The organism is Corynebacterium pseudotuberculosis (assembly GCF_002155265.1).
Taxonomy (GTDB): Bacteria; Actinomycetota; Actinomycetes; order Mycobacteriales; family Mycobacteriaceae; genus Corynebacterium; species Corynebacterium pseudotuberculosis.
In genome coordinates, this window is record NZ_CP021251.1 from 2,286,308 (window position 1) to 2,300,109 (window position 13,802).

Here is a 13,802-nt window from a genome sequence, read left to right on the forward strand (position 1 = left end):
TGGGGAAAGGAATAACCCATGAGCAATGCTTCAGAAAAAAAGTACACTCGCCGCGATTTCTTTAAGATCACTTCCGCTTTCGGCGCAGCGGCTGGTTTTGCAGCCACCCTCTCTGCTTGCGCCCCTAAGGGAAATGACACCTCGAGCCCCTCGGCAGGCGCGAGTGCCGGTTCACTGAACAAAGATGGCACCATCACAGCAGCCATCTCTTATGAACTCGGAACCAATGGCTTCGATCCCATGCCCACCACTGCAGCGCTAACCGTTGCAGCAAACTGGCACACTATGGAAGGCCTGACGGAGCTTAATCCCGCAAACGGCGAACCCTACGCCGCGCTAGCAAAGGAACTACCCAAGGGCGACGGCAAGTCAATCGACGTTATGCTTCGCGACGGCGCAAAGTTCCACGATGGCACCCCCGTCACCGCCGATGACGTTGTCTTTTCCTTCGAGCGCGTCCTAGATAAGGCAAATAAGAGCCTGTATGCCTCCTTTATTCCTTTTATCGAGAAGGTCGCAAAGAAAGACGATAAGACCGTCACCTTCACCCTCACCGAGGAGACTGGCGTCCTTGCCAGCCGTCTCGCAGTGGTCAAGATCGTCCCCAAGGCTGCAGTCCAAGCGAACCTGGATAAGTTCGCCGCTAATCCCATTGGATCCGGCGCTTATAAGATGACCGATAACGGTGGTACCTCTAAGACCATCAAGTTCGAGCGATTCGAGGACTACAACGGTCCCAAGCCAGCGCTTGCTAAGAACATGGTTTGGCAGATCATCCCCGATGCATCTACCCGCACCAATGCTATCCAGTCCAAGACAGTTCAAGCTATCGATTCCATCCCTTATCTCTCCATCGAGCAGCTGAAGTCCAGCTCTTCCGTGGAATCTGTTCAGGGCTTTGGCCTGCTGTTTGCCATGTTCAACAACGATAAGTCGAACCCCTTCAGCGATGTAAAGAATCGCCAGGCATTCCTCTACGGCGTGAACATTAATCAGATCATCGAGACAGCCCTCTTGGGCCAGGCCAGCCCTGCCACCTCGTTCCTGCACAAGGAACATCCGCAGTACCACGAGGCAAAGGTTCAGTATGCTCACGACGCAGAGAAGGCAAAGAAACTCTTTGCAGAAACTGGGCTCAAAGAACTACGCATGCTGTGCACAGACCATGACTGGGTAAAGAAGTGCACCCCGCTGATCCAGGAGTCCCTCTCTGCTATCGGCATCAAGGTTGACTTCACTGAGAAGAAGTCTTCCGACGTATACAACACCATCGACGGAAAACCAGAGGCATACGACGTGGTCATCGCCCCCGGTGACCCCAGCGTCTTCGGCCTTGACCCCGACCTACTCATGCGCTGGTGGTACTCCGGAGACACCTGGACCGAATCCCGCATGCACTGGAAGGGAACGCCTGAATACACCAAACTTCAGGAGGTCCTGGATGCGGGTCTCAAGTCCACAAATGCTACTGAGCAGAAGAATAAGTGGAACGAGGCACTCGATCTTATTTCCGAGACTGTTCCGCTCTATCCGCTGTTCCACCGCAAGGTGCCTACTGCATGGGATGCCTCCTCGCTTGTCGATTTCAAGCCGATCTCTCTGACCGGCCTGAACTTTGTCGGCGTTGGCTCCACCAAGTAAAAACATTTTCTCCACGTCCCAGCCAGCTATGAACCGTCTTTAGCCCAGGCTAGAAAAGTCACGCTGGCTGGGGGAGAAGCCCCTTTTGCCCAGTGTGTTTAGTGGCAGTAGCGCTTCATACGCGCTATTAATCACTGCAATTGGACACACAATAATTACATAGCGTTCCACCCATCAAGTACACAGCTCACGGGAATAAATGCAGGGTCTCACACTCAATTATCACAAGCCGAGGCCTTAAATAGTCCCAGCTTTAGGCCATTAAAGGCCGCAAAAACCTACGGCGCTACAGACAAGTCTCTCTGAGTACCTACTTTTCCGCGCCAGCTTATAAAGATGAGGCTCCCTCCCATCCGGTTGAGCCTTTGCACACGTACATCGCACGAAAGTCAGGACATTTACTATGTCTAATCTGCTACGACTGATCGGTCGGCGCCTGATTGCGCTACCCATCATGATTCTTGGCGTGACCTTCTTGGTGTTCTTCATCATGTCCTTCAGCCCTGCCGATCCTGCTCGCCTCGCGCTAGGGGAGACGGCCTCGCTGGAGGCGCTCGAAGAATACCGTGAGACCCACGGCCTCAACGACCCTCTGTTGATGCGGTATTACCACTTCCTCGTGGACATGCTCCACGGCGATCTTGGTACCACAACTGGTAGCGCCTCTGTCACAGACGTTGTTGCTAAGGCATTCCCGATTACGCTGCAGCTCACCTTCTTAGGATTGATCCTCGCTGCGGTATTCTCCCTCGTCTTTGGCGTCATCGCGGCCCTCTACCGAGACAAATGGCCTGACCAATTGATCCGCGTCGTCTCTATTGCGGCACTGGCCACCCCTTCTTTCTGGTTGGCTATCCTGCTCATTCAGTGGCTGGGAACAATCCCCGGCGCGTGGGGGCTGTTCCCCGCATTGATTACCTCGTGGGTGAAGTTCACCGAAGACCCTGGGGTTTATCTCAACAACCTTTTCCTCCCGGCTGTGGCCTTGGCCGTTCCAGTTGCCGGTTCACTCACCCGCGTAGTACGTACCGCCATGGTGGAAGAGCTGGACAAGGATTACGTGCGTACTGCCATTGGATCCGGTATTCCCAAGGCTGAAGTCATCTCCCGTAACGTTCTCCGTAACGCGCTTATTACCCCCATCACGGTTCTGGGGCTCCGCGTTGGTTACCTCATGGGTGGCGCTGTGATCATCGAGATCATCTTCAACATTCAGGCTATGGGTCAGCTCATCCTCGACGGTGTTACCCGCAACGATGTTTACCTCGTTCAGGGCGTTACCCTCACTGTCGCTATCACGTTCATCATCATCAACATCATCGTTGACATGCTTTATGTGCTCGTCAACCCACGCATCAGGAGCATCTAATGCGACGCAACCTGACTGAAAAACTCGAAAACCGCGCAGGGCAACGATTCTCTGGAATTCGTTCTTTGCCCATTGCCTCCAAAGTAGCCCTGACATTCCTCACGTTGGTCGCCCTCATGGCTATCTTTGCGCCACTCATTACTGCTTATGATCCGTTGGCGTCCTCTACACCAGTTCAGCCGCCGAGCGGCGACCACTGGTTTGGTACCGATGCCATCGGCCGCGATATCTTTGCCCGCGTGGCTTATGGCGCCCGCGCATCACTGATCATAGGTCTCTGTGCCACTGGCGCAGCGCTGGTGGCCGCCGCAGTTATTGGTTCTATAGCAGCAACTGCAGGCAAGGTCGTCTCTGAAGTCCTCATGCGCATCCTGGACATTATTATGTCCTTCCCCGGCATCGCTCTTGCAGCTGTGTTTGTTGCCGTCTTTGGCACTTCCATCCCGGTGTTGGTCTTTGCTATCGGTTTCCTCTATGTTCCGCAGCTCTCTCGCATCGTGCGAGCTAATGTGCTCAGTGAATTCGGCGAGGACTATGTCTCTGCGGCCAAGGTTATGGGCGCCCAGATCCCACACATTCTGATCAAACACGTTGCTCGTAACACCATCGCCCCGATTGCAGTCTTTGCCACTGTGCTGGTTGCAGATGCCATCGTATTCGAGGCCTCTCTATCTTTTATTAACGCCGGTGTGAAGCCGCCTTCACCCTCATGGGGAAATATCCTCGCCGACGGTAAGCAGCTACTCCTTACAGGTTCTTGGTGGCCCACATTCTTCCCTGGCCTAATGATTCTTGTAACCGTGCTCGCGTTAAACATCCTCTCCGAGGGGCTTACCGATGCTATGGCCTCCCCACGCATCAAACTCACGGCCAAGGTATCCGATAATGACCCCAGCATCGATACTCGCAATACTCTTGGACAGTCCACTGAGAAGGAAGCAGCCCTCTCGCTCAACACCTCACTCGCGGCTCTCAGAGATGCAGAGATGAGTGAAAATCGCCGTCTTGTTTATACGCGTGGTGAGTCCCCGCTCATCGAGGTCAAGGATCTATCCATTGCCTTCCCCGCAGCACACGGTGATGTAAATATCGTGGATAAGGTGAACTTCACCGTGTCCCCAGGACAGACGATGGGTCTGGTGGGCGAGTCGGGATGTGGTAAGTCTCTGGTTTCTATGGCCATCATGGGCCTGCTTCCTCCCACCGCCAAGATCACTGGTGAAATCCTCTTTGATGGCAAGAATCTCCTAGATCTCAAGCCAGAAGAGCACAATGCCCTACGCGGACATGATATGGCCATGATCTACCAAGATGCTCTGAGCTCTTTGAATCCCTCCATGTTGATTCGCACTCAAATGCAGCAGCTCATTCGCCGCGGCGGAAAGCGCACTGCAGAAGAGCTGATGGAGCTCGTCGGACTTGATCCAGTTCGTACTCTCAAGTCTTATCCGCATGAGCTTTCCGGCGGTCAGCGCCAACGCGTTCTCATCGCTATGGCGCTCACGCGTAACCCACGCCTACTCATCGCGGACGAGCCAACAACAGCCCTCGACGTGACTGTGCAGCATCAAGTTGTTGATTTGCTCAATGATCTGCGTGAAAAGCTCGGCTTCTCCATGGTCTTTGTCAGCCACGATCTCGCTTTGGTGGCCAAGCTGGCTCACAAAATCACGGTTATGTACGCAGGTCAGGTCGTTGAGCAGGGCAACACCCGCGAGCTTCTCTCCAACCCCCAACACGAGTACACCCGAGGGCTTCTGGGCGCGGTGCTATCCATCGAAGCTGGCGCGGATCGTCTCTATCAGGTACCGGGAACCGTGCCGAGCCCTCGCGAGTTTGTGATCGGCGACCGCTTTGCACCACGTTCTAGCCACCCGACCACGGGATTGGATCAACGTCCGTTGCTCCGGCTTGTTGACGGTTCAGAGACCCACTGCTTTGCCGCCACAGATGCGCTGCTCGCGTTGCGTCGCGAGGAAGCAGCCGCCAGCAGCAACCTCGATATTGAAGGTTTAGAAGGTGAAATCCGATGAGTAATCCTCAGATGCAGCAGCGTAACAACCTCACAGGGCACGACAGCGATGCACCCATTATTGAGCTTCGTAACGTCAACGTGATCCACAAAACGCGCACGGGAAAGCTCTTCCGGCCCGAAACCCTTCACGCTAACAAGGACATCAACTTCCACGTAGACCGTGGACAGGTCGTTGGCATCGTGGGGGAGTCTGGCTGCGGTAAATCCACGCTAGCCCGTGTCATGGTCGGGCTACAAAAGCCCACTAGTGGCGAGGTCTACTTCCGTGGGGAGAAAATGACGGGGCGAGGCCGCCAGCGTAAAGAGCTGGGACGCGCTATCTCTGTTGTTTTCCAGGATCCAGCCACAGCCCTGAATCCGCGCATGACGGTCAAGGACCAGCTCCTCGACCCCATGCGCGTGCATAAGATCGATGATGAAGCCGGCCGCCTCAAGAGGGTCCGAGTCCTCCTAAGCTTGGTGGGACTTCCGCAATCCGCTCTTGATGTTCTGCCTCGTCAAATCTCTGGTGGACAGCGCCAGCGCGTAGCTATTGCCCGTGCGCTGGCTTTGGAACCAGATCTGATCATCGCCGACGAGCCTACGTCCGCACTTGATGTCTCGGTGCGAGCACAGGTACTTAATCTGCTCACAGACCTACGCAATGAATTGGGGCTCGGACTCGTATTCATTTCTCACGATATCAACACCGTGCGTTACGTTTCCGATCGCATGTGCGTGATGTACAAGGGCGAGATTATTGAGGAACAACCCACTGATCTTCTCTTCTCTCAGCCCCAGCAGGAATACACAAAGACGCTGCTTGCTGCAACGCCGTCCCTCCTCTAAATACGTTTTAAGAATCGAGTTTTACCATGTCTTCCATCGTTTCCGGCATCGTCCCCCCAGTTCTTACGCCCCTACATGCAGACCGCAGCCTTGATCTTGAATCACTAGCTCGCCTCGTTGAACACCTCATCGATGCTGGTGTTGACGGTTTGTTTGCCCTAGGTTCTTCCGGAGAAGTCGCTTTCCTCAGCGATGAGGATCGCGGCATTGTGATCAGGGAAATTGTGAAGCTAGCCAAAGGCCGCGTTCCTGTGTACGCCGGGGTAATTGACACCCAGGCTAATCGCGTGATCGAACATGTCCGTCAGGCAGAGGCAGCTGGCGTAGACGCCGTAGTGGTCACGGCACCCTTCTATGCCATCTGTGGCCCCAACGAGATCGAAGCACATTTCCGCACTATCGCAGAGGCCACCGACCTCCCCATTATTGCTTATGACATCCCCGTGTGCGTGTACTCCAAGCTGCCCTCAGAAATGCTGGTCAAACTTGGCAAGGACGGCGTCTTGGCGGGCGTGAAGGATTCCTCCGGTGATGATGTTTCCTTCCGCCGCTTGGTCATGCTCAACAAGGCGGCTGGCTCGCCGTTGACCCTGCTGACTGGCCACGAGGCAGTTGTAGACGGGTCCTTCATCGCAGGTGCCGACGGCTGTGTCCCCGGTCTGGGCAACGTCGATCCTGCGGGATATGTTCGCATGTGGAAGGCAGCCCAGTCCGGCGAGTGGGAGACCGTGCGCAAAGAGCAGGATCGTCTCGCCGCACTCTTTGAAATCGTCTTCCAGCCCCGTGGCAAGGTCGGGCCGGCTGCCGGCGTTGGATCGTTCAAGACTGCCCTGGAACTCATGGGCGTGTTCTCTTCAAACTTGATGTCTGCACCACTCGCGCCTATCGACGACGCCGAGTCTCGTGAAGACATCGCAGCAATCCTACGCACCGCAGGTTTGCTGGACTGATAAGCTCCGCCCTTCACCGGGCGGAAACCGGAAAACAAGCTCACCGCCTTCGTGCCTGAAGATTCCACACAGATAGCAGGCAGGAAGGCGGTGAGCCGTTCTATTCTTAAGTCTTATTTAACAGTAGCGTTACCTACTACGCTGAAGTTCTGTCCATCGACGTCAAGAACAACAATTTCACCAGGTTGGACCACACGTCCTGAGGGCAATGTCAGTGTCTGGGTGCCCAGTTCAGTTTCTCCGGTGGGGGAGAAGGGTTCTCCTTTAATCCAGGCATTAATTGCGTCGGCAGACTTCTGAGTTCCGTAGAACTTGTAACCATAGCTATGAATGTAGGAATTGCCTTCAGGCCCGACCTCTCTCTTGAAGTCTGGTGTAGTATTACCGATCTGTCCTTTAACCTGCTCTTCACGAGTAGCAATGGTGGTGGTAGGAGCATCATCGCTAGCATCAGCGGCCATGGCGGTGGCAGGGATTCCGAATGCGATGCCTAGAGCAAGAGCGGCAGGTGCGATGGCGGTGAGCTTTCTCATAAATCAAAAACCTTTCTGACCAAAATCTGGGCCTGTTCTTCTACTTTTTTGGAACTCGCAGTAATTGAAATTTTTGCAAGTAAGAACACCCTAACCAGACTTCCGCATTACGTACACCTCTAAAACCTGTACATTTTCCTGTGAAATTGCCAGAATCGACGCAAAAATAATAGATTTCTATTTATTTGAAAAATAAAATCAAACGGAATAAGCCATTTTCCGCTTGCCCCAACACATAAAGCTGGACTTTTCCTGGAAGAAAGCTGCCAGGTCTCCGGAAAAATATATAGATTTATTTTTAAAATCCTGCAGACAATTGGCAGGAAATGCACCAGCCTACCTTCCCCTCATCCGAGGTCGAAGACCTTGATGTGCAGAAGGCGGTCCAAGAGCTTGGCCAGCTTCTTGAGACCGCCAAAGGTTGTGCCCTACCCCTCTTTCACCCCGTTAAGGAACAGTGGCTCGATGATCTTAAGGATGTTGGGCACCGAGATGTACCGCTGGCCCGCCTCCCGCGAAGAGGATTGGCTAAGGTCCTGGTAATTAACCCATCACGCTGACAGCCAAGAGTCCAATCGCCGAAAGCGAGTTGTTAAAGATATGGGCCAGCATCGCGGCCGCGATGTTCTTTCTAAAAATGAGGTACACGGCGAGCAGGGAAAGGGTGCCGGGGACGTAGAGCAGCATCGCCTCCGGGCTTTCGGAGGCGTGCAGCACAACGAACGCGACGCTCGAGACGATTGCCGCGATAGTGATGGCCACCTTGCCACGTGCCCACCCAATGAAGGCCTCACGGAAGACGAGCTCCTCGATGATCGGGGCAAAAAGCGCAAGAATCAAGACATTCAGCAAAAGTTCGTTCCCTCCGCCCAGAGCTTGTTCCACTCCCGCCTGGTTCTCGGAAGACCCGAACCCACCAAAGAGTTTCTTTCCCAGAGCGATGATGCCGGACTGCACGAACAGTAGGATTACTGTTATCAGGATAAACTTCAGCCACTGGCCTTTAAGGTTGCGGAAGCCCGCGGCAATGCGATCACGGAAAAGAATGACACCGATGACGGCGGATCCAATGATTCCCAGCTGGTTCGCCCGCTCACCCCACTCCGGGCTCACCAAGGAGGGGAGAGCTATCGAGCCAAAAAAGTAGAGCGCGACGACAATCACGCTGATCACAATCTGTCGGGTAAGGTTGCGGCACGGTCGAGTTCGCCGAGGGGGTTGGTGATGTCATGCGCTCTGTTTTCTCCTTCTTCGGGCGCGAATCCCTCGGTCTTTACTACTGCCGAGAGAAATTGTCGTTTAAAGTATACGACGGTTTTCGACGCTCGTAACCACGGACAAGTTTTGCTCCGCAATGTTCCTCGGCTCCGGCATCGGACTCACACCTACCAATGACGCGAGGGCGAAAGTTTTCAATGCCGCCACGAGGGTCTCTGATCTCAACAATGTCTCCCTCATAGATAGGTGCGTCTACCGAGACGAAACCCGAATCGGGTTGGAACATTGGCGGCTCAGGTTTGAAACCAACCAAGCGGCTAAATCGCAGTTCGCGCGCGTTTATATCCAGCGTGGCATGAAAGTTTCACACAAGATCACACCGCCCAGCCAGACATTCACCTAGAAATCGCTTCAACCTGCACAGTCATACCAATCTGTACCCAATCCCACGGCGCCACCGAAACCCCTTAGGAGTCTTCCCCTAGGAGAGCGGGCTCTACACAGACAAAGTTTCGCCATTCCCCAGTGCCCATATCGGACATCTCACTCGCCAGTTTCTCGCCAGGGTTCCACACAATAAAGTGATCAGTCCCTTGCCCTTTAACGGTGATCAGTCCCTTGCCCTTTAACGGTGATGAGACGCTGGCCGTCATCGATAAGCAGAGGCGTGGGAGCGGAGAGGCGAAATTCCTCCAACAAACCACCGTCCGTAGTAAAGGTCTCACCGGGGGCGGTCACGATGGTATCAAGAACGTCAGAGACATAAAAATATGGATGGAACGCCAACTGAAGCTTCCGGCAAACGCTTGAGGCGTTTCTACATTTCAGCATCATGGCAAAACCTCGCGGCGTCGACTGGACTGCCAAACGCAAGTCCCAATCATCATGACTCATTCGAGCGTCGAGCCCACCCGAGGTCTCTAGCACCTCCCATTTCTGCCGGCGCGCCCATCCATGTTGCAGCTCCTTGTGCCCCATAAGTTTGCCAAACCACGGAGCAATAATGGGCACACCACCACGAATGGAACCCCCCAACGCCATATCTGGAATGCTGGACATAAAGAGTATTTCACCGCAGGCAGAGGTACTGGCAGAGATAAGGTGGCCGCGATCTTCGGGCATGTTAAAAGTTGTCGTCATAACCCCTCAGCCTACTGCCAGGCATCAAGCAAAAACAGTCCATGTTTCACGTGAAACTATGTTTCCCATCAGCGCGGCACGGACAGGGTAGGAACATGGCAGACTAGAAGGTATGAATATTGCCGTAGTTACCGGCCGTGTACTCAGCACTCAGTCCCTCCCAGGTCTCCGTTTCAGCAGAGCATTCGCCCCCTCCACCGATTATCGCGCCGCACGAGTCGCGCTTCTTACCGGGCAATATCCCCAACGGAATCCCCTCACACGTTTTGCATCGCTTATCGACGACGTCACCGACGACTTCTCTCTCCCGGGGATCCCCGTCATTGAACGCGCAGCTATCGACGGCACCCTCATCGCGGAGGCATTAGCCTCCAAACGCGCTATCTTTTTCGTCGGACATCCCGAGGACAAGGAACAGATCGCCATGTCACTGCATTGGCCAGGAGTTACAGATTCCAACCTTCCTCATACCAAGAATGCCGATAACTCATGGGAGTGTTCGGAGCTGGTATCCAGCCTTGACGTCGCGCCAACTCTAGCAGCCATCGCCGGATACGACGTACGCCCCAATGCCCGACTTTCCTTTGACGGCATGAATCTAATTCCCGTTGTCCGCTATGGGGCCACAGGGCATGGGGGACTCTTCTTTGAAGACGGCACCATCATCACTCCTACAGAGACCCGCCGGGACACTTCCGACCCGGAATGGCAGATGTGGAAGTCAATCATGGAGATGGGCCCTCTCCAATAACCACCTCTATTTAATGACAATGAGATTGCGCACGATCATTGTGCACAATCTCATTGTGTTTCTTTTACCCCCTCAGAAGAAAACGCATCTGTAGGGGAACCTCAAGAAAAGTTAGCGCTTTTGGTACAGCTTATTCTTTTGGAACTTGGGATCCGAGGTGACCAAGACTCCCAAATTACGGAAAATCCCCTCATCCACAGATCCTAGGATGGTGGTGGTGTGGACGTCGCAGCCCCGTAAATTCTTCAGCTGATCAAGGGCCTTCTGGGCATTCTGATCCGTGGCTGCAGAAACAGATAGGGCAATTAAGACCTCATCTGTATGCAGGCGAGGATTAGCACTACCCAAATGATGCGTCTTCAGCGTCTGAATAGGTTCAATCGCATCGGGGGAGAGGAGGTGGACTTCATCATCAATCCCGGCCAATACTTTCAATGCATTGAGCAGCATTGAGGAGGAGCAGCCTAATAAATCAGACGTTGCCCCAGTGACTATCTGCCCGCTAGGAAGCTCGATAGCGCATCCGGGGAGCGAGGTGTGTTCTGCAACGGCACTGGCAGGCTGTACAACAACGCGCGCATCGGATTTGATGCCAGCTTTAGCCATGACCACCGCAGCACGGTCTGACTGGAGAGAGTCAGATCCCGCGCGAGCTTCATCCACGAGCGCTTTGAAGTACCGGCGGATAATCTCTTGCTCAGAAGCTTCCCGGCACGCACTATCATCAGAAATGCACTTACCCGCCATATTGACTCCCATATCCGTAGGAGACTCATAGGGGCTCTTGCCCAGCAAGCGCTCTAGCAATGTCTTAAGTAGGGGGAACGCTTCCACGTCACGGTTGTAGTTGACGGTTTGTTCTCCATAGGCAGCGAGGTGGAAGGGATCAATGATATTGGCATCGTTAAGATCCACCGTGGCGGCCTCGTAGGCCAGGTTAACGGGATGTTCCAGCGGAAGATTCCAAATGGGGAAGGTCTCAAATTTGGCGTATCCGGCCTGAACACCGCGCTTATGCTCGTGATATACCTGCGAAAGACACGTTGCAAGCTTTCCCGAGCCAGGTCCCGGCGCGGTAACCACAACTAAGTCCCGCGTGGTATCCGCGTACTCGTTGAGTCCGAACCCTTCTTCGGAGACGATACGATCGGTGTCCATGGGGTACCCAGGAATAACCCGGTGCTTGGATACCTTGATCCCCAAACGCTCTAGCCGCTCTATAAAAGCAAGGGCAAGGCGATTCCCGTCTTCCAATTGAGTAAGCACTACGTGTTCTGCCAGGAAGCCGCGATCCCGGAAGACGTCTACCAGCCGCAGGACATCTTCCTCGTAGGAAATACCGAGATCGGCACGAATCTTGTGGCGCTCCAGGTCCTTGGCATTGATGCATACAAGGATCTCTACTTCATCTTTGATGCGGTCAAGCATCGCAATCTTGTTGTCTGGAGTGAATCCCGGAAGGACACGGGAGGCATGCATGTCGTCGAAAAGCTTGCCGCCCATCTCCAGATACAGCTTCCCGCCGAGAGCTTCCCGTCGCTCCCTGATGTGTTGGGACTGCATCTCGATGTATTTTTCGCGGTCGAAGCCGATCCTATTAACCATGGAACCTCATCGTAGCAAGATCATAAACTCTGCCGCGATTCCGGCAGATCATCGGAGTTATCCTTATGTCCTAATTCACATTAATTCACACAGCAGAGGCCTCGCCGTAGCTCAATGCCACAGGCGAAGCCTCCAAAACGTTCTTATTGCCGCTAGCCACCGCATATTTCAGGGGAAACGACGACCCAAGGGGACTAGGTCAAGTCTTTCAGTTTTGCCCCTGCTGCGGCACGTTGTACTGCTTCCGTACCCTTAATAGCGCTCGCTTTAGACTCATAGGCCTCTCCGCTGGCAACGATCTCACCGTTTCCGGCCTTTAGTCGAAAGCGGAATTTACCGGACCTATCTTCATATACTTCGAATGTTCCAGCCATGGGGTCATCCTTTCATCGTATGCAAGGTGCGAATGATTAAATTCTCCCACGCTAAACCCCATAAGAAACCCCTTCTCAGTAAAAGACTATCTTTCATTTATCTTTTATAGAACCAGGTAACCCCCGCAAGCAGCCCCGCAAGCAGCCCCGCTGGTAACCCCCGCAAGCAGCCTCCGACACAAGAAATTAACGCTTTCTCCACACCTAGGAGTTAGGCCAAACGATTGGAACGATCCACCAGCTCATCCCACGAAGCATAAGGCAGGGTAAGCCAGGCAAAGGCCAAAGCTCGCATGCGCACTGTTGCCACTTGAGCTTCCTGCAAAAGCTCACCCGCAATGCTCTCGCCATCCGCCAAGGCCTCACGCTGCGCCAGAGCAAGTCGATCTAGGGAGCTGACATATTCATGCGCCACACAGATTTCCTCCAGGGTCCGATAGCTTGCCGTTTGATACAGCTCCTCAAGGGAACGAGAGAGAAGGCGCTTAGGCACAAACAAGGCCTTGGGATTAACCAAGTTAATGGGATGCGCATGAGCAGTACCAATGCGATCCGCAGGAATATCGTCATCGCCAAGCAGACCCACACACCACGCCAGGGTTTCCACAACAACCGCCTGATCCAGGACCTCCGCCACTGCTGCCATTCCCGATTGCCGCTGTTCTTTATCAAGTGGGGCAATACGAGCAAATAATTCAAAAAGGCGTTGTTCAGAGTCGGTGAGGGTGACCAAAGCCAAGTCATAGCGATCGGCAATAGCCTGCATGTCAGGGTTCTTTCCACGCCACAGTTCTCGAGCACTATCTACAAGCACCGCAAGGCAAATAACGCGATCCACAACGTCACTGGCTGCTGGTAACAGCATTTCCGCAACGTCCGGAACAGGAATAGCCGTGGAGTCCACCAAAAATCCCTGTTTAGACAGCGTATTTCGAATAGATTGTGCACGATCTAATGCACGAGCATTAAGGATCGCGGCAGGGGCTTCCCCGGAAAGAACCTTGCGACGGTGGACGTCGTAAAGCTCCCCGTGCTCGTCCAAGAACAGCACGCTAGCCCCGGCTGCCCATGCTTCGGCGTCCGCGGGAAAATCCTCGAAATCATAGCGAGTGAGGCTTCGTCCTAATTGGCTCATAAATTGCCGCATAGCAAAAGGATCGATGGATGGGTCATCCGCTATACGCTGATTAAGATCGCCCGCCGCGTTAAGAAATTCCTCGCGCAATGCCCTCGATTCCGGGGTTCCGGCATACAACGGACGCGGCTCGGGACCGCCAGTCAGGGGAGTATTTTGTGCAGAATAAGCGATGAATTTCATAAGTTCCTCAGAGACCAGACGATAACGCACAAAGACAGTG

Annotated in this window: 13 protein-coding genes and 1 pseudogene; 7 read left to right on the forward strand and 7 right to left on the reverse strand. The window is 53.9% G+C overall.

The genetic code is table 11. From position 1 onward, the window contains the following. Positions 1 to 18: 18 nt before the first annotated feature. The 5 genes from CpATCC19410_RS10505 (at position 19) to CpATCC19410_RS10525 (ending at position 6,823) form a co-directional block, all read left to right on the forward strand. Complete coding sequence (locus CpATCC19410_RS10505) at positions 19 to 1,641, forward strand: ABC transporter substrate-binding protein (RefSeq protein ID WP_013242919.1); 1,623 nt, start codon at positions 19 to 21, stop codon at positions 1,639 to 1,641. A gap of 403 nt (positions 1,642 to 2,044) precedes the next feature. Continuing rightward, the gene (locus CpATCC19410_RS10510; RefSeq protein WP_014401478.1) at positions 2,045 to 3,010 is read left to right on the forward strand and encodes an ABC transporter permease; all 966 of its coding nucleotides are present in this window, start codon (positions 2,045 to 2,047) and stop codon (positions 3,008 to 3,010) included. Next, positions 3,010 to 5,043, forward strand: coding sequence for a dipeptide/oligopeptide/nickel ABC transporter permease/ATP-binding protein (locus CpATCC19410_RS10515; protein WP_014401479.1), 2,034 nt, complete (start codon positions 3,010 to 3,012; stop codon positions 5,041 to 5,043). The genes CpATCC19410_RS10510 and CpATCC19410_RS10515 overlap by 1 nt, the downstream gene beginning before the upstream one ends. Then, positions 5,040 to 5,873, forward strand: coding sequence for an ABC transporter ATP-binding protein (locus CpATCC19410_RS10520; RefSeq protein ID WP_013242922.1), 834 nt, complete (start codon positions 5,040 to 5,042; stop codon positions 5,871 to 5,873). Before CpATCC19410_RS10515 ends, CpATCC19410_RS10520 begins: the two co-directional genes overlap by 4 nt. A 26-nt stretch (positions 5,874 to 5,899) precedes the next feature. Then, positions 5,900 to 6,823, forward strand: coding sequence for a dihydrodipicolinate synthase family protein (locus CpATCC19410_RS10525; RefSeq protein WP_014401480.1), 924 nt, complete (start codon positions 5,900 to 5,902; stop codon positions 6,821 to 6,823). Positions 6,824 to 6,936: 113 nt separating this feature from the next. Here CpATCC19410_RS10525 and CpATCC19410_RS10530 read toward each other — a convergent pair whose 3' ends face one another. Further along, positions 6,937 to 7,356 (reverse strand): hypothetical protein, encoded by a 420-nt coding sequence (locus CpATCC19410_RS10530; protein ID WP_013242924.1) that lies wholly within the window; start codon positions 7,354 to 7,356, stop codon positions 6,937 to 6,939. 326 nt (positions 7,357 to 7,682) lie between these two features. Here CpATCC19410_RS10530 and CpATCC19410_RS10535 point away from each other — a divergent pair, with 326 nt between their 5' ends. Continuing rightward, complete coding sequence (locus CpATCC19410_RS10535; RefSeq protein ID WP_013242925.1) at positions 7,683 to 7,916, forward strand: hypothetical protein; 234 nt, start codon at positions 7,683 to 7,685, stop codon at positions 7,914 to 7,916. Here the strand turns inward: CpATCC19410_RS10535 and CpATCC19410_RS10540 are convergent. From CpATCC19410_RS10540 to CpATCC19410_RS10550, 3 genes and pseudogenes are all read right to left on the reverse strand, one after another. Next, on the reverse strand, positions 7,900 to 8,529 hold the full coding sequence (locus tag CpATCC19410_RS10540) for a CPBP family intramembrane glutamic endopeptidase (RefSeq protein WP_014301058.1): 630 nt from the start codon (positions 8,527 to 8,529) through the stop codon (positions 7,900 to 7,902). The genes CpATCC19410_RS10535 and CpATCC19410_RS10540 overlap by 17 nt on opposite strands. 103 nt (positions 8,530 to 8,632) lie before the next feature. After that, complete coding sequence (locus CpATCC19410_RS10870; RefSeq protein WP_171010421.1) at positions 8,633 to 8,860, reverse strand: hypothetical protein; 228 nt, start codon at positions 8,858 to 8,860, stop codon at positions 8,633 to 8,635. Positions 8,861 to 8,969: 109 nt separating this feature from the next. After that, a pseudogene (locus CpATCC19410_RS10550) lies at positions 8,970 to 9,714 on the reverse strand (aldose epimerase family protein). A 112-nt stretch (positions 9,715 to 9,826) separates the two neighbouring features. Here CpATCC19410_RS10550 and CpATCC19410_RS10555 point away from each other — a divergent pair. Next, complete coding sequence (locus CpATCC19410_RS10555) at positions 9,827 to 10,465, forward strand: hypothetical protein (RefSeq protein ID WP_013242928.1); 639 nt, start codon at positions 9,827 to 9,829, stop codon at positions 10,463 to 10,465. 111 nt (positions 10,466 to 10,576) lie between these two features. Here CpATCC19410_RS10555 and CpATCC19410_RS10560 read toward each other — a convergent pair whose 3' ends face one another. The 3 genes from CpATCC19410_RS10560 to CpATCC19410_RS10570 form a co-directional block, all read right to left on the reverse strand. After that, positions 10,577 to 12,070 (reverse strand): DUF1846 domain-containing protein, encoded by a 1,494-nt coding sequence (locus CpATCC19410_RS10560; protein ID WP_013242929.1) that lies wholly within the window; start codon positions 12,068 to 12,070, stop codon positions 10,577 to 10,579. Positions 12,071 to 12,264: 194 nt separating this feature from the next. Beyond that, positions 12,265 to 12,444 (reverse strand): YegP family protein, encoded by a 180-nt coding sequence (locus CpATCC19410_RS10565; protein ID WP_013242930.1) that lies wholly within the window; start codon positions 12,442 to 12,444, stop codon positions 12,265 to 12,267. Positions 12,445 to 12,655: 211 nt separating this feature from the next. After that, positions 12,656 to 13,762: a DUF4272 domain-containing protein gene (locus CpATCC19410_RS10570; protein WP_013242931.1), complete on the reverse strand. Its 1,107-nt coding sequence runs from the start codon at positions 13,760 to 13,762 to the stop codon at positions 12,656 to 12,658. Positions 13,763 to 13,802 lie beyond the last annotated feature (40 nt).

Excerpts from the sequence above, each read along its gene's own strand:
- CpATCC19410_RS10505 (WP_013242919.1), top strand. The coding sequence starts at position 19 with ATGAGCAATGCTTCAGAAAAAAAGTACACTCGCCGCGATTTCTTTAAG.
- CpATCC19410_RS10515 (WP_014401479.1), top strand. The coding sequence starts at position 3,010 with ATGCGACGCAACCTGACTGAAAAACTCGAAAACCGCGCAGGGCAACGA.
- CpATCC19410_RS10535 (WP_013242925.1), top strand. The coding sequence starts at position 7,683 with ATGCACCAGCCTACCTTCCCCTCATCCGAGGTCGAAGACCTTGATGTG.
- CpATCC19410_RS10560 (WP_013242929.1), bottom strand. The coding sequence starts at position 12,070 with ATGGTTAATAGGATCGGCTTCGACCGCGAAAAATACATCGAGATGCAG.
- CpATCC19410_RS10510 (WP_014401478.1), top strand. The coding sequence starts at position 2,045 with ATGTCTAATCTGCTACGACTGATCGGTCGGCGCCTGATTGCGCTACCC.
- CpATCC19410_RS10570 (WP_013242931.1), bottom strand. The coding sequence starts at position 13,762 with ATGAAATTCATCGCTTATTCTGCACAAAATACTCCCCTGACTGGCGGT.
- CpATCC19410_RS10870 (WP_171010421.1), bottom strand. The coding sequence starts at position 8,860 with ATGTTCCAACCCGATTCGGGTTTCGTCTCGGTAGACGCACCTATCTAT.
- CpATCC19410_RS10520 (WP_013242922.1), top strand. The coding sequence starts at position 5,040 with ATGAGTAATCCTCAGATGCAGCAGCGTAACAACCTCACAGGGCACGAC.
- CpATCC19410_RS10530 (WP_013242924.1), bottom strand. The coding sequence starts at position 7,356 with ATGAGAAAGCTCACCGCCATCGCACCTGCCGCTCTTGCTCTAGGCATC.
- CpATCC19410_RS10525 (WP_014401480.1), top strand. The coding sequence starts at position 5,900 with ATGTCTTCCATCGTTTCCGGCATCGTCCCCCCAGTTCTTACGCCCCTA.
- CpATCC19410_RS10565 (WP_013242930.1), bottom strand. The coding sequence starts at position 12,444 with ATGGCTGGAACATTCGAAGTATATGAAGATAGGTCCGGTAAATTCCGC.
- CpATCC19410_RS10555 (WP_013242928.1), top strand. The coding sequence starts at position 9,827 with ATGAATATTGCCGTAGTTACCGGCCGTGTACTCAGCACTCAGTCCCTC.